Source organism: Pseudomonas sp. S150, from assembly GCF_004526365.1.
In the GTDB taxonomy this organism is placed as follows: Bacteria; Pseudomonadota; Gammaproteobacteria; order Pseudomonadales; family Pseudomonadaceae; genus Aquipseudomonas; species Aquipseudomonas putida_A.
The window spans coordinates 2322919-2339639 of the sequence record NZ_CP038207.1 but is presented as its reverse complement, the minus strand read 5'-3'; the positions used below and the strand labels follow the sequence as shown (position 1 = coordinate 2339639).

Below are 16721 nucleotides of genomic sequence, written 5' to 3'. Positions count from 1 at the left end.
GGGGAGCTGGCGGTGAATCGAGCGCTGGATAATCTGGAATCGCCGGGCTAAGAAGGCAGGCAAGAACCTGTGGCGAGGGAGCTTGCTCCCGCTCGGCTGCGCATCAGTCGTAAAACCTGAGCTCGCGGTATTTCTGAAAGATTGAAGTCTGGGGCCGCTGTGCAGCCCATCGGGGATGAATCCCCTCACCACAATGACCGCGGCAGGAGCTGAAATATCTTTGGGTCAGGCATAAAAAAACCGCCACCCCGTTCAATCGGGATGGCGGTTTTTTATTGCGTTACTGTCAAGTCAGGAATCGCGCCGCAGATCCGGCGGAATCGGCAGATCGTCCTTCAGCGGATCCGGGCGCTTGCCCTTGCCGGCGCGGTACTGGCGGATCTGGTAGACGTAGGCCAGCACCTGGGCGACCGCCAGGTACAGGCCGCCGGGGATTTCCTGCTCGAGTTCGGTGGAGTAGTAGATCGAGCGCGCCAGCCCCGGCGATTCGAGGAGCATGACGTTGTTGGCGACGGCGATTTCGCGGATCTTCAGCGCGAGGAAGTCGCTGCCCTTGGCCAGCAGCACTGGCGCGCCGCCCTTCTCCGAGTCGTACTTGAGCGCGACGGCGTAGTGGGTCGGGTTGGTGATGACCACGTCGGCGTCGGGAATCGCCGCCATCATCCGCCGCTGCGACATCTCGCGCTGGGTCTGGCGGATGCGCTGCTTGACCTCTGGCCGGCCTTCCTGATCCTTGTGCTCGTCGCGCACTTCCTGCTTGGTCATCAGCAGTTTTTTGTGCGCTTCCCAGAGCTGCACCGGCACGTCGACCGCGGCGATGATGATCAGGCCGCAGGCCAGCCACAAGGTACTCCAGCCGACCAGCGTGACGCTGTGAATGATCGCCATTTCGAGCGGCTCGTGGGCGATCCGCAAGAAATCATCGACATCCGCCGACAACACCACCAACGCCACCCCCAGGGTGATCAGAAATTTGGCCAGCGCCTTGAGCAACTCGACCACAGCCTTGAACGAGAACATCCGCTTCAGGCCCGCGGCCGGGTTCATCCGGCTGAATTTGGGCGCCATGGAGCCCGCCGCAAACAGCCAGCCACCGAGGGAGATCGGCCCGATCAACGCCGCCAGCAACAGGGTGATCATGATCGGCTGGATCGCCAACAGCGCCATCTGGCCTGACTGCAACAGGAACCTGCCCATGGCCCCCTGATCCATGACCACCTCGCGCGAGAGGGTGAAGTTCAGACGCATCAGCTCCATCAGGTCTTCGGCCAGCATGCCGCCGAACACCAGCAAAGCACCGGCACCGGCCATCATCACGGCGAGGGTGTTGAGCTCTTTGGAACGGGCAATCTCGCCCTTCTCACGAGAGTCCTTTTTCCGTTTGTCCGTGGGGTCTTCTGTTTTGTCCTGACCGCTTTCGCTCTCTGCCATGGCTCAGCGCGCCCGTGCCAGTTCGCGTAACAACTGCAAGGCCTCGGAGGCCAGCGGTTGATACTGATTGAGGATATCCGCCAGACCGACCCAGACGATGAACAGGCCCAGCACCAAAGTCAGCGGGAAACCGATGGAGAAAATGTTCAGCTGCGGCGCGGCGCGGGTCATCACGCCGAAGGCGATGTTGACCACCAGCAGCGCAGTGACCGCCGGCAGCACCAGCAACAACGCCGCCCCGAGAACCCAGCCTAGCTTGCCGGCCAGCTCCCAGTATTGCGCGGTCATCAAGCCGCCGCCGACCGGCAGCGTGGTGAAGCTTTCGGTGAGTACTTCGAAGACCACCAGATGGCCGTTCATCGACAGGAACAGCAAGGTCACCAGCATGGTGAAGAACTGGCCGATCACTGCCACCGAGACACCGTTGGCCGGGTCGACCATCGAGGCGAAACCCATGCCCATCTGGATCGCGACAATCTGCCCGGCCACGGCAAACGCCTGAAAAAACAGTTGCAGGGAAAACCCCAGCACCGCACCCACCAGAATCTGCTCGGCAATCAGTAACCAGCCACTGAGAGCAAGCGGACTGACGTCCGGCATCGGCGGCAGCCCCGGGGCAATGCATACGGTGATGGCCACGGCGAAATACAGGCGTATCCGCCGCGACACCAACGTGGTGCCGAACACCGGCATGACCATCAGCATCGAGGCGACGCGAAACAGTGGCAACATGAACGACGCCACCCAGGTACTGATCTGGGTGTCGGTCAGTTGAAGCAGCGATTGCATGGCTTAGCCGATGACCATCGGAATGTTTTTGTACAACTGAATGATGTATTCCATGAACGTCTGCACGATCCACGGACCGGCGACGATCAGGGTCACCAGCATCACCAGCAGACGCGGCAGGAAGCTCAGGGTCTGTTCGTTGATCTGCGTCGCCGCCTGAAACATCGCCACCAGCAAACCGACCAACAGGCTCGGCACCACCAGAATCGCGACCATCAAGGTGGTCAGCCACAGTGCTTCACGAAAGATATCGACCGCGACTTCCGGCGTCATGGCGAAACACCTCCGAAACTGCTGGCCAGGGTGCCGATGATCAGCGCCCAGCCATCCACCAGTACGAACAGCATGATCTTGAACGGCAGCGAAATGATCAGTGGCGAGAGCATCATCATACCCATCGCCATCAGCACACTGGCCACGACCAGGTCGATGATCAGGAACGGGATGAAAATCATGAAACCGATCTGGAAGGCGGTTTTAAGCTCGGAAGTGACAAACGCCGGCACCAGAATGGTCAGTGGCGCCTGATCCGGCGTGGCGATGTCCGTGCGCTTGGACAGACGCATGAACAGCTCCAGATCGCTGGTGCGGGTCTGGGCGAGCATGAAGTCCTTGATCGGTACCTGGGCCTTTTCCACCGCTTGCTGGGCGGTGAGTTTTTCCGCCAGGTACGGCTGCAGCGCATCGTTGTTCACCCGGTCGAACACCGGGGCCATGATGAACATGGTGAGGAACAGGGCCATGCCGGTGAGGATCTGGTTCGACGGTGTCTGCTGCAGACCGAGGGCCTGACGCAGGATCGAGAAGACGATGATGATCCGGGTGAAACTGGTCATCAGGATCACGGCCGCCGGAATAAAGCTCAGGGCGGTCATGATCAGCAGGATCTGCAGGCTGACCGAGTATTCCTGCGCGCCGTCGGCGTTGGTGCCCAGCGTGATCGCCGGAATTGACAACGGATCGGCGGCGAACGCCAGCGGCGCGGCCAGCATCAGGGCCAGCGTCAAGACGATGCGTAGCGCACCCATTACTTCTTATCCTTCTGATCCTTGCCGAGAATCTTCAGCAGATGCTGGGCAAATTCCGGGGTCGCTTTTTCGCTGCTGCTCGGCACTGGCACCGGCTCCTTGAGCACGTGCAGCGCGGTGATGGTGCCAGGGCTCAAGCCGAGCAGAATCTGCTCGTTGCCGACCTGCACCAGCATCAACCTGTCACGCGGACCGAGTGCGCGGGAGCCGATCAGCTCGATCACCTGGCCCTTGCCTGCTGGCCCCGATTGCTGCACCCGGCGCAGCAGCCAGGCGAGGAAGAAGATCAAGCCCAGCACCAGCAACAGACCGAACACCAGTTGCGTCAGTTGCCCGGCCACTCCGCTGCTGACCATCGGCGCGGTGGCAGCAGGCACGGTGGTCGCCGTCGACGGCTCGGCGGCCAGCACGCTCAATGGCAGTGCCAGCAAAGCCCAGAGAAACCGTTTCACTCAGCGCAGCTTCTTGATGCGTTCGCTTGGGCTGATCACGTCGGTCAGGCGGATGCCGAACTTCTCGTTGACCACCACCACTTCACCGTGCGCGATCAGCGTGCCGTTGACCAGCACGTCCAGCGGCTCGCCGGCCAGACGATCGAGCTCGATCACCGAACCCTGGTTCAGTTGCAGCAGGTTGCGGATGTTGATGTCGGTGCTGCCCACTTCCATCGAGATCGACACCGGGATGTCGAGGATCACGTCCAGGTTCGGACCGTCCAGGGTCACCGGATCGTTGTTCTTCGGTACGCTGCCGAACTCTTCCATCGGCAGACGGTTGGAGCTTGCAGCGCCAGCGTCGGCGGCCAGCAGCGCGTCGATGTCGGCCTGGCTGCCATCACCGGTCTCTTCCAGGGCCGCAGCCCATTCGTCGGCCAGTGCCTGATCGTCCTGGGCGTTCATTTCGTCGTTCATCATTTGTCCTCGGCGGGCAACAATTCAGTTAAATGCGTGGGGGAAAAGCGCCGCTTCAGCGACGCTCGATCGGCTCGATCACCTGCAACGCGAGGTTGCCTTTGTGCGAGCCCATCTTGACCTTGAAGGCCGGTACGCCGTTGGCGCGCATGATCATGTCTTCCGGCATCTCGACCGGGATCACGTCCCCGGGCTGCATGTGCAGGATGTCGCGCAGCTTCAACTGGCGGCGGGCCACGGTGGCGCCGATCGGCACGTCGACATCGAGCACGTCCTGACGCAGGGCGTTGACCCAGCGCTCGTCCTGATCGTCGAGGTCCGACTGGAAACCGGCATCGAGCATTTCACGCACCGGCTCGATCATCGAGTACGGCATGGTTACGTGCAGGTCACCGCCACCGCCATCGAGTTCGATGTGGAAGGTGGAGACCACGATTGCTTCGCTCGGGCCAACGATGTTGGCCATGGCCGGGTTCACTTCCGAGTTGATGTACTCGAAATTGACTTCCATGATCGCCTGCCAGGCTTCCTTCAGATCGACGAACGCCTGCTCCAGCACCATGCGCACCACACGCAGTTCGGTCGGGGTGAATTCACGCCCCTCGATCTTGGCGTGACGGCCGTCGCCGCCGAAGAAGTTGTCCACCAGCTTGAACACCAGTTTGGCGTCGAGGATGAACAGCGCGGTGCCGCGCAACGGTTTGATCTTGACCAGGTTGAGGCTGGTCGGCACGTACAGCGAGTGCACGTATTCGCCGAACTTCATCACCTGGACGCCACCGACGGCAACGTCTGCCGAGCGGCGCAGCATGTTGAACATGCTGATGCGGGTGTAACGGGCAAAACGCTCGTTGATCATCTCCAGAGTCGGCATGCGTCCACGGACGATGCGATCCTGGCTGGTCAGGTCGTAGCTTTTGACACTGCCGGGTTCGGCAGCGTTATCGGTCTGTACCAGACCATCGTCGACGCCATGCAACAGCGCGTCGATTTCATCCTGGGACAGCAGATCCTGCACGGCCATGTCGTGTTCCTACTGCAGTACGAAATTAGTGAAAAGCAACTGTTCGATCACCACTTTGCCCAGCTCTTTCTGCGCCACTTCCTGGACGCTGGCGGTAGCCTTCTGGCGCAACATCTCCTGGCCGACCGGAGTCGCCAAGGTGGCAAAATCCTGACCGGAGAAGAGCATCACCAGGTTGTTGCGGATCACCGGCATGTGCACTTTGAGCGCCTCCAGATCGGCCTGGTTACGCGCCAGCATGGTGATGCTCACCTGCATGTAGCGCTGACGGCCGTTCTGGTTGTAGTTGGCGACAAACGCCGGCGCCATCGGCTCGAAGATCGCCGGCTGCTTGCCGACCGGCGCGGCCTCGGCCGCTGCGGCAGGCTTGCTCTGAGCGCTGTGCATGAAGTACCAGGTCGCGCCCACGGACACACCGATCGCCAGCAGCAGAGCCACCACGATCAGGATGATCATCTTGAGTTTGCCTTTGGTCGCGGGGTCTTTTACAGCTGCTGCTTCGCTCTTCGCCATGCCAATAATCCGTCACTAATCGGGTTTTCACAGTCGCACGGCAAGGCAAGAGCAAGTGTTATGCCAGAAGTGTCGGAGGTAACGCTAAAGTCAAAAGCCACCCTCACCCCAGCCCTCTCCCGGAGGGAGAGGGGGCTGACTGAGGTGTCAGGCGTCAAACATCGACCTGAAAGACCGAGTCGAATATGGATTCACAGCGCAAGTATCCGGTCGGCGTACTTCGCGAGCATCCCCCAATCGGTTCCCTCTCCCTGTGGGAGTGTATGTACCGGAGGGAGAGGGGGCTGACCGAGGTGTCAGGCGTCAAACATCGACCTGAAGACCGAGTCGATTATGGATTCACAGCGCAAGTATCCGGTCGGCGTACTTCGCGAGCATCCCCCAATCGGTCCCCTCTCCCTGTGGGAGTGTATGTACCGGAGGGAGAGGGGGCTGACCGAGGTGTCAGGCGTCAAACATCGACCTGAAAGACCGAGTCGATTATGGATTCACAGCGCAAGTATCCGGTCGGCGTACTTCGCGAGCATCCCCCAATCGGTCCCCTCTCCCTGTGGGAGTGTATGTACCGGAGGGAGAGGGCTGACCGAGGTGTCAGGCGTCAAACATCGACCTGAAAGACCGAGTCGATTATGGATTCACAGCGCAAGTATCCGGTCGGCGTACTTCGCGAGCATCCCCCAATCGGTCCCCTCCCCTGTGGGAGTGTATGTACCGGAGGGAGAGGGGGCTGACCGAGGTGTCAGGCGTCAAACATCGACCTGAAAGACCGAGTCGATTATGGATTCACAGCGCAAGTATCCGGTCGGCGTACTTCGCGAGCATCCCCCAATCGGTCCCCTCTCCCTGTGGGAGAGGGCTAGGGTGAGGGGCACTTGATTTTGCTCAGGCGTAATAGTCGACGGCGCTGCTGCCAATGACGCTGGTGGTTTGCGCAGCGGCTTCAGCCACCGCCGCCGGCGTCAGCTCTTCTTCCGCCGAATCCAGTCGACCACCCGCAGCGCTGGTGCGACCACTCTGGCCCTGCTGCGCCTGTTCCTGCCCCTGCTGACCCTGCCAGCCACGGCTCTGGTCGGAGACATTGACATCGACCTGGCCCATGCCCTGCTGGGTGAACATGTCACGCAAGCGATGCATCTGACCGTCGAGCGCTTCGCGCACGCTTGGGTGCGCGCTCATGAAGGTCACCTGGGTCTGCTGGTCCGGAACCATGTTGACCCGAATATCCAGACGCCCGAGTTCCGCCGGCTGCAATTGAATATCCGCCGCCTTCAGGTTGGCGCTGGACAGGTACATGACGCGGTTGACGATTTCTTCGGTCCAGCCGCTCTGATGCATGGCGATCGGTTGATTCACCGGCACCGCGTTCGCGGTTTTCGGAGTGGCCGCCTGAGTCAGCGCCGCCAGACGGTTGGCGAAATCATCGACACGGGTGTCGCTGGTAGCAGCCTTCAGATCTTTCAGGCCATCGTCTATCAGGCCGCTGAAGGCCTTTTCACCATTCTGACTGGTGCTGTCCTTGTCGGCCTGCACGTCGAGCATGCTCGCCATGCCGGCAGCGAAGTTCTGCGCCGCAGTCAATTCACCGTCGGCCTGAGCCTGGGCCGGTGTAGCTTTGGGTTGGGCCTGGCTGCTGGCGGAAATGTGCCCGCCCTGCTCCATCGCCATACGCAGCGCCGGCAACGAGTCGAGTGGATCGGCCGCCGGGTCGAACGCGCTATCGGTTGATGCCGCCGGATCTTTGACCACGGCTGGCGCCAAAGTGGCGGCCACGACCGGCGTTTCGGTTTTGGCCGGTTCCGGTGTTGCAGCGACTGGCGCTGCCACCACCGGCGCGGTCACCAGCGGCTGCACGGTTTGCGCCAGTGCCGGATCCAGCGCCGGATCCACCGGGGTGGTGTCGGCCACTGGCGTCTGCGCGCTGTCGGCAGCAGCATCGGCGGCGGCCTTGTCAGCGGCGGCCTGATCATCGGAGGTGGTCGACGCGGTCTTGTCGGCAGGCAAGGCATTGCCGCTATCGGCAACGGTCTGTTGCGTGGCGGCAGACTTATCCTTGGCGAAATCTTTCTTGTCGCTGTTGTCGGCAACCTTGTCGCGCGCCGGTTTCAACGAACTGTCAGAGTTCGCAAGAGTCTTTTTCGGGCCTTGATCGGCGAACACCTGAGCGAAGCTTGAGGCCTTGTCCCCGGTGTCTGCGGCCATGACCGGCGTTTTCGCGGCGGCGGCTTGCGCCTTGGCCTGGGCGGCAGATTGAAGAAGAACATTGGGGGTCGCAGGCATGACACGGTCTCCGCTGCACTGGGATCGTAGGTACAGTTGACGGGGATTATTGCAAGTGTCGGGCCAGTTTTGTCCGGCGCTTGCGAAAAGCGCCGGACAGCAGGGTTCAATGGGTCAGGGCGTGCTGGCGTTCGTCTTCGTAGACAGGGCGGACATCGGCGAACTCGCCACTAATGTCAGCCACCAGCCTGGCAATGTCCGAGGGGCTTTTATTTTTGGCTTCCGATTCCAGCTCCTGGCAGAGCGCCGCCAACCGGACAGCCCCCATGTTGCTGGCGCTGCCCTTGAAGCTGTGGGCAACTTCAGACAAAGCCTTGGCATCCGCCGTGTTCTGCAGCTCAGCCAAGCGACTTTCGGAATCGGCCAGAAAGGTATCCAGAAGCTCCGGATAACCCTCCTCCATGACTTCGCGCAGTACGCTCAGCGCCTCGCGATCAATATGTGTGTCAGTCACTTGTTCACTCCTTGATCAAGAATCGGCGAATTATGCCTCAACCCTCCCAGAAAAACTCCACGCAAGCACTGCGACCTTCGTCCGACCAACTGGCGTTATGCCCCAACTGCCGGATCAGGCTGACCCCGCGCCCCGACAGACGGACACCGTCCAGCGGCCGCTCCATCACCCGCGCCACGTCAAAACCCTTGCCGCTGTCCTCGACGCGGATCACCAGACAACCACCGGCACCTTGCGGCTTGACCTGCAGATGCACGCGCACGTAACCGTCCTGCAGGGCTTCGAGCCGCTCGTTGCGCTGTTCATAGTAACGAGCGAAGCCACTGGCATCACGCTTCAGGCTGGAATCCAGGCCAAGAACACCGTGCTCCAGCGCGTTGGAGTACAGCTCGGCGAGCACGCTGTAGATCGCCCCGCCTTGGGTGCGCAAACCGTGCACTTCCTGCAACAACTGCAGCAGATACGGCAAAGGATTGAAGCGCCTGAGCGTCGCCCCGCGAAACTCGAAGCTTACCGACCAGTCCAGCGGGCACGACTGGCCGCTGTCGGAATACACCGGCGCCGACGGCATCACCTGCGCCGCCTCCAGCAAGCTGATCTCGACCATGCTCACATCGTCGCGGGGCTCGCCGCGAAAGGCGTGCAAGGCCTGCTCGATCTCGGCGAACAGGTTGTCCGGCTCACGATTGGCGGCAAACAGTTGCTGCAAACGCTCGACACCGAACAACCGGTCGTCGGCGTCAGTGGTATCGATCACCCCGTCCGAAAGCAGGAACACCCGGTCACCCACGGCCATGGTCTGTACTTCGGTGCGATCATCAAACGCTTGCGGACTGAGCACCCCCAGCGGCAAATGGCGCGCCGCCAGCGGCACACGTTCGCCGGTGGCAATCCGATGCAGATAACCGTCAGGCATGCCGCCGTTCCACACCTCTACCGAACGCCGCTGAAAACTCAGACAAAGCATGGTCGCGCAGCAGAACATGTCCACCGGCAGGATGCGCTTGAGCTTGGCGTTCATCTCGCGCAGGGTTTCAGCCAGGCCGTAGCCCTTGGCGGTCATGCCGTAAAACACTTCGGCGAGCGGCATCGCCCCCACCGCTGCCGGCAAGCCGTGGCCGGTGAAATCACCGAGCAGCACATGCATGTCGCCGGCCGGGGTATAGGCCGCCAGCAGCAGGTCGCCGTTGAACAACGCATAGGGCGATTGCAGATAACGAATATTCGGTGCACTCAGACAACCCGAATGCGCGACCTTGTCGAAAACGGCTTTGGCTACGCGCTGTTCGTTGAGCAGGTAATCGTGATGTCTGGCGATCAGGTCACGCTGTTGCAGCACCGTGGCCTGCAAGCGGCGCAAGCGATCCATCGCCTTGATTTTGGCGGCGAGGATCACCTGGTTGTAAGGCTTCGCCAGAAAGTCGTCGCCACCTGCTTCCAGACAACGGGCAAGCGCTTCACTTTCGGTCAGCGAAGTCAGAAAGATGATCGGCACCAGGGTTTCCCCCGCCAGCGCCTTGATCTGCTGCGCCGCTTCGAAGCCGTCCATCACCGGCATCATCGCGTCCATCAGCACCAGATGCGGTGGCTGACGCTTGAACACCTCCAGCGCTTCGGCGCCATTGGCGGCGGTCAGCACTTCATGCCCCTGACGGCGGACGATGGTCGACAACAGTAACCGGTCGGCGGCACTGTCTTCGGCGATCAGGATCGTCAGCGGCTCTTGCGCCTGCATGGCTGTCAACTGATGTCGAACAGTTTGTCGAAGTTGGAGATGGCGAGAATCTTGCGCACGTCGGAGTTGCTGTTGATCACGCGTACATCCGAGTCGTCGCCGCCGGCATGATCGCGCAGCAGAAGCAGCATGCCCAGCGCGGAGCTGTCGAGGTAGGTGGCATCTTTCAGATCAACCACGATGGAGTCAGGTTTTCTGTTAAGCCGCTCATAGGACTCGCGAAATTCCTGATGGCGCCCAAAATCGAACCGCCCCTTGACCGAAATCGTCAGTTTTTGACCATCCGGAGAGACTTCTGTAACGACTGACATTGACTGGCTTCCTTGTCATTGACGAACGTGTACAAGGTTTAGCACCTGGACAGGGTTGGGGCAAGGCTCAGCGCAGAAGCAAATGTGGGAGCGGGCTTGCTCGCGAAGGCAATCGGTCAGTTGACTGAGGTGTTGACTGACACGACGCCTTCGCGAGCAAGCCCGCTCCCACAGGGAGTTTTTGGGCAATTTGAAAAGGGTTGTGTCGCGGCAGGCGCTGCGACAACTGGTCCAGCAGCTTCTGCTCGCGCTTGTCTTCGAGGCGCTGCGCCTCTTCGCGGTAGCGCGGTACCCGTTTGCGCAGGAGAAGCTATGCCCTGCAGCCACTCCGCGACTGCCGCTTGTCGCCACTGTCAGATCTGACAGTAGACCGAGGAAAGAAGCATAGCCCTTAATCAAGTGGCAGCAATTTCGCTGCGCTCAGGTCAAAGGACTGCATCATGGACCCGCATTTTGAACGTTTTGGAAAACCGTCCCTGCATAACACCGCGTCACCAACCATCATCACTCATGATGAATACCTAAGGGGTAAATCCGGCGTAAAGGCGACCTACCCAGGTAAAGCAGGCGACGAACTTACGTTTTACCTTGTGGCCGACGACGTTGAGACCCATAGAATCTGGCAAATAAACCTTAGTGATCGGCCGGATTACGCTAAACCCATCACTGACGTCGCGGAATGGGAGTTTGTGGGCAAACAAATATGTATGTTCTTCGAAGTGATCCGTGACTCCAAACTCCTGGGTCGTTCCAAAGGCTTCAGCTTCACAATATTGGACAAATGACTCAGACCATCCTCTAGCACTACTGCTGCGGCACGTTAATACGGATCGTGCCGCGGCAAGCGCTGCGACAACTCGTCCAGCAGCTTCTGCTCACGCTTGTCTTCGAGGCGTTGCGCCTCTTCGCGGTAGCGCTGCACCAGTTTGCGCAAGCCTTCGACCTTGGCAAACGCCTGCTGCCAGGCGTCCCGCGCCTTGATCAGGTTGTTCTGGTGCCAGACCAGACTCTGGCGCTGCTGGTCGATCGCGGTGTCCAGTTGCGCGAGGAAGCCGTGATAACCCAGCAGCCATTGCCCGGAAACCCCGTCGCTGCCGCGCACGATCCACTGTTCCTGATAATCCAGACGAAAGGCGTCGAGGTCGGCGAGTTTGCTTTCAGCGACTTTGACCTGGCCTTGAAAGTAACCCAGGCGTTGCACGGCGGTTTTCTCGGCCTGTTCGGCCATTTCCACCACCGGTGCCAGACGCGCAGCTCGGCTCACGGCCATGGCCGGTTACCCGCCCGCCGCAGGCGCGAACAGGGTTTCGAGGTAAGCCTGGCTCTCGCCCATGTTGATCTTGTCGTTGAGGCCCTGCCGCTGGTAGCGGGTCAGTTGCGGTTGCAGCGAGATCGCCAGATCGGTCTCGCGGTCGCCACCGGCGACGTAAGCGCCGACGCTGATCAGATCGCGGCTCTGCTGATAGCGCGACCACAGCTGCTTGAAGTACTGCGCGCGCTGCATGTGCTCCGCCGAGACCACGGCCGGCATCACCCGGCTGATCGACGCTTCGATGTCGATGGCCGGGTAGTGCCCTTCCTCGGCCAGACGCCGGGACAACACGATGTGGCCGTCGAGCACGCCCCGCGCCGAGTCGGCAATCGGGTCCTGCTGGTCATCGCCTTCGGACAATACGGTGTAGAACGCAGTGATCGAACCCCCGCCCTTCTCCGCGTTACCGGCGCGCTCCACCAGTTTCGGCAGTTTGGCGAACACCGAGGGCGGATAGCCCTTGGTCGCTGGCGGCTCGCCGATGGCCAGAGCGATTTCCCGCTGGGCCTGGGCGAAACGGGTCAGCGAATCCATCAGCAACAGGACGTTCTTGCCCTTGTCGCGGAAATACTCGGCGATGCGCGTGCAGTACATCGCCGCGCGCAGACGCATCAGCGGCGCATCGTCCGCTGGCGAGGCGACCACCACCGAACGCTTGAGGCCTTCTTCACCGAGGATGTGCTCGATGAACTCTTTAACTTCTCGACCCCGCTCACCGATCAGACCAACGACGATGATGTCAGCCTCAGTGAAGCGGGTCATCATGCCCAGCAGCACCGATTTACCGACACCGGTACCGGCGAACAGGCCCAGACGCTGACCACGCCCGACCGTCAGCAGACCGTTGATGCAACGGATGCCGACGTCCAGCGGTTCGTGGATCGGGTCGCGATTGAGCGGGTTGATCGTCGGGCCGTCCATCGGCACCCAGTCTTCAGCCTTCATCCCGCCCTTGCCGTCCAGCGCGCGTCCGGCGCCGTCGAGTACGCGACCGAGCATGCTCATGCCCATCGGCAGGCGCCCGGTTTCGGCCAGCGGCACCACGCGGGCGCCCGGGGCGATGCCGGCGACGCTGCCGACCGGCATCAGAAAGACTTTGCTGCCGGAAAAACCCATGACTTCCGCTTCCACCTGGGAAGGGTGATAGCTGTCGTCATTGATGACCAGGCAGCGCGTGCCCATGGCGGCGCGCAGGCCTTCGGCTTCGAGGGTGAGGCCGACCATGCGCAGCAGGCGGCCTTCGAGAATCGGCGCGCCGGCGATTTCAGTGGCTTCGGCATAGGTGCTGAGGCGCTTGGCGAAACTGGTGCGTTCAAGGCGCATCGGGGGTGTCCGCGAGCGGCTCTTCAGGCGCAGCCGTCAGTTGGCTTTCTTCAGGAATGTCCAGGCTCAGGTCCGGCGCGGCCGGGTGCAGAGCCTGTTCGTGCAACTGGTCGAACAGCTTGGCCATGACCTGAGTCACGCGGGTCTCGATGCTGGCGTCGATGCGGCTGTGCTCGGTTTCAACCCGGCAACCGCCCGGCAGCAGCGAGTCGTCTTCGACGATGCGCCAGGATTCCTCATGACGCTCGCGCAAGGCCTTGGCCTGTTCGAAGTCCTGCGGATTGACGTACAGACGCACGTTGTCCACGCCCAACGGCAGCAGCTTGAGCGCGTCGCGCATGACGTGTTCGATCTGGCTGGAATCGATGGCCAATTCGCGCTTGATCACCTGTCTGGTGATGTGTTGCACGAGGTCGACCAGCGACTTTTCGATCTGCGTGTCTTGCTCGGCAATCGGCTCGAACAGATGGGTCATCAGTTGCTCGAGGCTGGCCAGTTTCGCCGCCAGCGCCACTTCGGCTTCCTGACGCACCTTGAGCGTGGCGCTGTGAAAACCTTCCTTCTCGCCGATGCCAAAGCCCTCGTTGTAAGCCTCCTGACGGATGCTTTCGAGTTCTTCCAGGGTCAGTGGCTGGACTTCTTCCAGCGGCACTTCTTCCATTTCCGGCGGTTCGGGCTCCGGTTCCGGCTCGGGTTCCGGTTTTGGCGGATCGAAGCTGGGCAGCGCCCAGGATTCGAAACCACGGACATCGCGGGCGCGGATCAGATCCGTCACTGACTCGTCATGCTTGTCCATGGGCTTAGATCATTTCCTCGCCGCCCTTGCCACCGAGCACGATTTCGCCGGCTTCGGCCATGCGACGGGCAATGGTGAGGATTTCTTTCTGCGCGGTTTCCACGTCGCTGACGCGCACCGGGCCTTTGGCTTCGAGGTCGTCGCGCAACAGTTCGGCCGCACGCTTGGACATGTTCTTGAAGATCTTTTCTTTGACGCCTTCGTCCGAGCCCTTGAGGGCCAGCACCAGCACGTCGGAGGACACTTCGCGCAACAGCGCCTGGATGCCGCGGTCGTCGACGTCGGCGAGGTTGTTGAACACGAACATGAGGTCTTCGATCTGACCGGACAGGTCTTCGTCGACTTCGCGGATCGAGTCCATGAGCTGGCCTTCGATCGAGCTGTCGAGGAAGTTCATGATGTCCGCCGCACGCTTGATGCCACCCAGGGTGGTGCGCGAGGCGTTCGAGTTGCCGGAGAACTGCTTCTCGAGAATCTGGTTCAGCTCTTTCAGCGCCGCCGGTTGCACGGTATTCAACGACGAGACGCGCAGGATGATGTCCAGACGCACCTTGTGGTCAAAGTTGCCCAGTACTTCACCGGCCTGATCCGGATCGAGGTACGCCACCACGATCGCCTGGATCTGCGGGTGTTCGTAACGGATCACGTCGGCAACGGCGCGCGGCTCCATCCATTTCAGGCTGTCGAGGCCGCTGGTGTTGCCACCGAGCAGGATGCGGTCGATCAGGCCGTTGGCCTTGTCTTCACCCAGCGCCTGGGTGAGCATTTTGCGCACGTAGTCGTCGGAGCCGACGCCGAGGCTGGTCTGGTCGCCGACGATGTCGACGAACTCGCTCATGACCTGCTCGACCTGCTCGCGATGGACGTTGCCCATCTGGGCCATGGCCACACCGACCCGCTGAACCTCTTTCGGGCCCATGTGGCGCAGCACTTGCGCGGCATCGGTCGAACCCAGGGACAGCAGCAGAATCGCGGCTTTGTCGACCTTGTTCAGTTTGACGGTTGCGGCTCGGTTATCACTCATCTGCGTTAATCCACTCTTTCACGACCTGAGCCACGCGACCCGGATCCTCGGCCACCAAGCTCTTGATTGCATTCAGTTGTGCGTCGTAACCCTCACTCGGGCTCGGCAACAGAATGCTCTGCGGACCACCGAGGCTCACGCGGTCGTTGGCCAGGTCGCCGTCCAGGCCGCCCATGCCACCGAGTTCCACGTCGCTGCCCAGACCGGCCAGCTCCTTGCCTTTGCCGCCGCCGGTGATGTTGTTCAACACCGGACGCAGCACACCAAACACCAGCACCAGGATGAACAACACACCCAGCACTTGTTTGACGATGTCCCAGAACCATGGCTGGGAGTAGAACGGAATATCGGCAACCACTTCACCGCGTTCGGCGGAGAACGGCATGTTGATCACGCTGACGCTGTCGCCACGGCTGGCATCGAAGCCGACCGCGTCCTGCACCAGACGGGTGAAACGCGCCAGTTCATCGGCGCTCCACGGCGCGCGGGTGGTTTCGCCGTTGGCCGCATTGACCTTGACCTGATCGTCGACCACCACCGACACCGACAGACGATTCAGGCGACCCTGCTGCTGTTTGGTGTGGCTGATGGAACGGTCGAGCTCGAAGTTCTTGGTGGATTGTTGACGCTTGTCCGCCGGGTAAGGCGCGAGCATCGGCTGGCCAGTGGCCGGGTCCATGATCTGCTGACCGTTGGCATCGACCAGTGGCTGACCGGGTTGAATCATACCGGTAGAGCCTTGGGCGCCACCGGTGGTTTGCGGGGCCGAAGCCGGCGCCGGCGGCTGGTTGCTCAGGGCACCCGGCACGCCTTGCGGACCATTGCTGGCGGTGCGTTGTTCGTTGACCGACTGCTCGCTGCGCAACGCCGGTTGGTCCGGGTTGAATTGCTCGGCGGTGGATTCGACGGCACTGAAATCGATGTCGGCCGAGACTTCAGCCTTGTAGCGATCGTTGCCCAGTACCGGTTGCAGAATGTTGTGCACGCGCTGAGTGAGCATGCTTTCCATGCGGCGGCTGTAATCGAACTGCTTGCCGGCCATGGTCATTTCGGAGTTTTCCGCCTGATCGGAGAGCAGGTTGCCCTTCTGATCGACGACGGTGATCTGCGATTTGCTCAGCTCAGGCACGGAGGTCGCCACCAGGTTGATGATCGCCACCACCTGACCCGGCTCCAGCGAACGCCCGGAGTACAGCTCGACCAGTACCGAAGCGCTTGGCTTGCGTTCATCACGCACGAACACCGAACTTTTCGGAATCGCCAGGTGCACGCGAGCGCCCTTGACGTTGTTCAGGCTGGAGATGGTGCGCGCCAGTTCGCCTTCGAGGCCGCGACGGTAACGGGTCGCTTCCATGAACTGGCTGGTGCCCAGACCCTGTTCCTTGTCGAGGATTTCGAAACCGATGTTGCCGTCGCTGGGAGTGACACCAGCGGCCGCGAGTTTCATCCGCGCACGGGACAGGTCGTCAGCCTTGACCAGCAAGGCGCCGGAGTTCGGCTCGACGGTGTAAGGGATGTCGGCGGAGGCCAGGGTGTCCATGACCTGCTTGGCGTCCATGCCGGCAAGGCTGCCGTACAACGGACGGTAATCCGGCTGCTGCGACCACAGCACCACGGCAAAGCCAATCGCCACGCTCGCAGCCAGGCCGACCAACAGGCCCACCTGACGCAGCATGGTCATCTCGGAGAGGTTTTCCAGGAAGGACAGGCCGAACAGCGGCGGTTTGCCGTCTATCGGGGTGGCCTTGGCCGGAACGTTATCGGCGACTGCTTCTGCCATGACTCAATCTCGT

Annotated in this window: 18 protein-coding genes and 1 pseudogene; 1 reads left to right on the top strand and 18 read right to left on the bottom strand. The window is 61.3% G+C overall.

Annotation, left to right across the window (positions count from 1 at the left end):
- Nucleotides 1–291: 291 nt before the first annotated feature.
- The 13 genes and pseudogenes from flhB to E3Z29_RS29595 all read right to left on the bottom strand — a co-directional run.
- On the bottom strand, nt 292–1431 hold the full coding sequence (gene flhB, locus E3Z29_RS10810) for a flagellar biosynthesis protein FlhB (RefSeq protein ID WP_134785753.1): 1140 nt from the start codon (nt 1429–1431) through the stop codon (nt 292–294).
- Between the two features lie 3 nt (nt 1432–1434).
- Entirely contained in the window at nt 1435–2220 is a 786-nt protein-coding gene (fliR, locus tag E3Z29_RS10805; RefSeq protein WP_027613914.1) for a flagellar biosynthetic protein FliR, read from the bottom strand.
- 3 nt (nt 2221–2223) lie between these two features.
- Nucleotides 2224–2493 (bottom strand): flagellar biosynthesis protein FliQ, encoded by a 270-nt coding sequence (gene fliQ, locus E3Z29_RS10800; RefSeq protein ID WP_007920026.1) that lies wholly within the window; start codon nt 2491–2493, stop codon nt 2224–2226.
- On the bottom strand, nt 2490–3248 hold the full coding sequence (gene fliP / locus E3Z29_RS10795) for a flagellar type III secretion system pore protein FliP (protein WP_003222895.1): 759 nt from the start codon (nt 3246–3248) through the stop codon (nt 2490–2492). Before fliP ends, fliQ begins: the two co-directional genes overlap by 4 nt.
- Nucleotides 3248–3700 (bottom strand): flagellar biosynthetic protein FliO, encoded by a 453-nt coding sequence (gene fliO / locus E3Z29_RS10790; protein ID WP_134785752.1) that lies wholly within the window; start codon nt 3698–3700, stop codon nt 3248–3250. Before fliO ends, fliP begins: the two co-directional genes overlap by 1 nt.
- Nucleotides 3701–4159 carry a flagellar motor switch protein FliN gene (fliN, locus tag E3Z29_RS10785; RefSeq protein ID WP_003222891.1) on the bottom strand — a complete coding sequence of 153 codons (459 nt, stop codon included), beginning with the start codon at nt 4157–4159 and terminating at the stop codon, nt 3701–3703.
- 55 nt (nt 4160–4214) lie between these two features.
- The gene (gene fliM / locus E3Z29_RS10780) at nt 4215–5183 is read right to left on the bottom strand and encodes a flagellar motor switch protein FliM (protein ID WP_003222890.1); all 969 of its coding nucleotides are present in this window, start codon (nt 5181–5183) and stop codon (nt 4215–4217) included.
- Between the two features lie 9 nt (nt 5184–5192).
- A complete protein-coding gene (gene fliL, locus E3Z29_RS10775) occupies nt 5193–5696 on the bottom strand; it encodes a flagellar basal body-associated protein FliL (protein ID WP_047599975.1) in 504 nt (167 codons plus the stop codon).
- Nucleotides 5697–6578: 882 nt separating this feature from the next.
- Complete coding sequence (locus E3Z29_RS10770; RefSeq protein WP_098967846.1) at nt 6579–7973, bottom strand: flagellar hook-length control protein FliK; 1395 nt, start codon at nt 7971–7973, stop codon at nt 6579–6581.
- 106 nt (nt 7974–8079) lie between these two features.
- Complete coding sequence (locus E3Z29_RS10765) at nt 8080–8427, bottom strand: Hpt domain-containing protein (protein ID WP_134785751.1); 348 nt, start codon at nt 8425–8427, stop codon at nt 8080–8082.
- Nucleotides 8428–8464: 37 nt separating this feature from the next.
- Entirely contained in the window at nt 8465–10162 is a 1698-nt protein-coding gene (locus E3Z29_RS10760; protein WP_134785750.1) for a fused response regulator/phosphatase, read from the bottom strand.
- A gap of 5 nt (nt 10163–10167) precedes the next feature.
- On the bottom strand, nt 10168–10473 hold the full coding sequence (locus E3Z29_RS10755; RefSeq protein ID WP_134785749.1) for an STAS domain-containing protein: 306 nt from the start codon (nt 10471–10473) through the stop codon (nt 10168–10170).
- 193 nt (nt 10474–10666) lie between these two features.
- Nucleotides 10667–10777: pseudogene (locus E3Z29_RS29595) on the bottom strand (flagella biosynthesis chaperone FliJ); the annotation flags it as partial.
- Nucleotides 10778–10913: 136 nt separating this feature from the next.
- Here E3Z29_RS29595 and E3Z29_RS10745 point away from each other — a divergent pair.
- A complete protein-coding gene (locus E3Z29_RS10745) occupies nt 10914–11258 on the top strand; it encodes a hypothetical protein (RefSeq protein ID WP_134785748.1) in 345 nt (114 codons plus the stop codon).
- Nucleotides 11259–11293: 35 nt separating this feature from the next.
- On the opposite strand, the gene fliJ is transcribed toward E3Z29_RS10745, so the two are convergent.
- Genes fliJ through fliF form a run of 5 tightly spaced genes read right to left on the bottom strand, consistent with a single transcriptional unit; the run spans nt 11294 to nt 16708 of the window.
- Entirely contained in the window at nt 11294–11743 is a 450-nt protein-coding gene (gene fliJ, locus E3Z29_RS10740; protein ID WP_095139370.1) for a flagellar export protein FliJ, read from the bottom strand.
- Between the two features lie 6 nt (nt 11744–11749).
- Complete coding sequence (fliI, locus tag E3Z29_RS10735) at nt 11750–13108, bottom strand: flagellar protein export ATPase FliI (RefSeq protein WP_047599980.1); 1359 nt, start codon at nt 13106–13108, stop codon at nt 11750–11752.
- Entirely contained in the window at nt 13098–13904 is an 807-nt protein-coding gene (gene fliH, locus E3Z29_RS10730; protein ID WP_134785747.1) for a flagellar assembly protein FliH, read from the bottom strand. The genes fliI and fliH overlap by 11 nt, the downstream gene beginning before the upstream one ends.
- 4 nt (nt 13905–13908) lie before the next feature.
- Nucleotides 13909–14928 carry a flagellar motor switch protein FliG gene (fliG, locus tag E3Z29_RS10725; protein ID WP_007920042.1) on the bottom strand — a complete coding sequence of 340 codons (1020 nt, stop codon included), beginning with the start codon at nt 14926–14928 and terminating at the stop codon, nt 13909–13911.
- A complete protein-coding gene (gene fliF, locus E3Z29_RS10720; protein ID WP_027614236.1) occupies nt 14921–16708 on the bottom strand; it encodes a flagellar basal-body MS-ring/collar protein FliF in 1788 nt (595 codons plus the stop codon). The genes fliG and fliF overlap by 8 nt, the downstream gene beginning before the upstream one ends.
- Nucleotides 16709–16721 lie beyond the last annotated feature (13 nt).

What these genes read in the sequence shown, in the direction of transcription:
- E3Z29_RS10760 (WP_134785750.1), bottom strand. Translation starts at nt 10,162, where the DNA reads ATGCAGGCGCAAGAGCCGCTGACGATCCTGATCGCCGAAGACAGTGCC.
- E3Z29_RS10745 (WP_134785748.1), top strand. Translation starts at nt 10,914, where the DNA reads ATGGACCCGCATTTTGAACGTTTTGGAAAACCGTCCCTGCATAACACC.
- fliL (WP_047599975.1), bottom strand. Translation starts at nt 5,696, where the DNA reads ATGGCGAAGAGCGAAGCAGCAGCTGTAAAAGACCCCGCGACCAAAGGC.
- fliM (WP_003222890.1), bottom strand. Translation starts at nt 5,183, where the DNA reads ATGGCCGTGCAGGATCTGCTGTCCCAGGATGAAATCGACGCGCTGTTG.
- E3Z29_RS10770 (WP_098967846.1), bottom strand. Translation starts at nt 7,973, where the DNA reads ATGCCTGCGACCCCCAATGTTCTTCTTCAATCTGCCGCCCAGGCCAAG.
- fliP (WP_003222895.1), bottom strand. Translation starts at nt 3,248, where the DNA reads ATGGGTGCGCTACGCATCGTCTTGACGCTGGCCCTGATGCTGGCCGCG.
- fliF (WP_027614236.1), bottom strand. Translation starts at nt 16,708, where the DNA reads ATGGCAGAAGCAGTCGCCGATAACGTTCCGGCCAAGGCCACCCCGATA.
- fliN (WP_003222891.1), bottom strand. Translation starts at nt 4,159, where the DNA reads ATGAACGACGAAATGAACGCCCAGGACGATCAGGCACTGGCCGACGAA.
- fliR (WP_027613914.1), bottom strand. Translation starts at nt 2,220, where the DNA reads ATGCAATCGCTGCTTCAACTGACCGACACCCAGATCAGTACCTGGGTG.
- flhB (WP_134785753.1), bottom strand. Translation starts at nt 1,431, where the DNA reads ATGGCAGAGAGCGAAAGCGGTCAGGACAAAACAGAAGACCCCACGGAC.
- E3Z29_RS10755 (WP_134785749.1), bottom strand. Translation starts at nt 10,473, where the DNA reads ATGTCAGTCGTTACAGAAGTCTCTCCGGATGGTCAAAAACTGACGATT.
- fliG (WP_007920042.1), bottom strand. Translation starts at nt 14,928, where the DNA reads ATGAGTGATAACCGAGCCGCAACCGTCAAACTGAACAAGGTCGACAAA.
- fliQ (WP_007920026.1), bottom strand. Translation starts at nt 2,493, where the DNA reads ATGACGCCGGAAGTCGCGGTCGATATCTTTCGTGAAGCACTGTGGCTG.
- fliH (WP_134785747.1), bottom strand. Translation starts at nt 13,904, where the DNA reads ATGGACAAGCATGACGAGTCAGTGACGGATCTGATCCGCGCCCGCGAT.
- fliJ (WP_095139370.1), bottom strand. Translation starts at nt 11,743, where the DNA reads ATGGCCGTGAGCCGAGCTGCGCGTCTGGCACCGGTGGTGGAAATGGCC.
- fliI (WP_047599980.1), bottom strand. Translation starts at nt 13,108, where the DNA reads ATGCGCCTTGAACGCACCAGTTTCGCCAAGCGCCTCAGCACCTATGCC.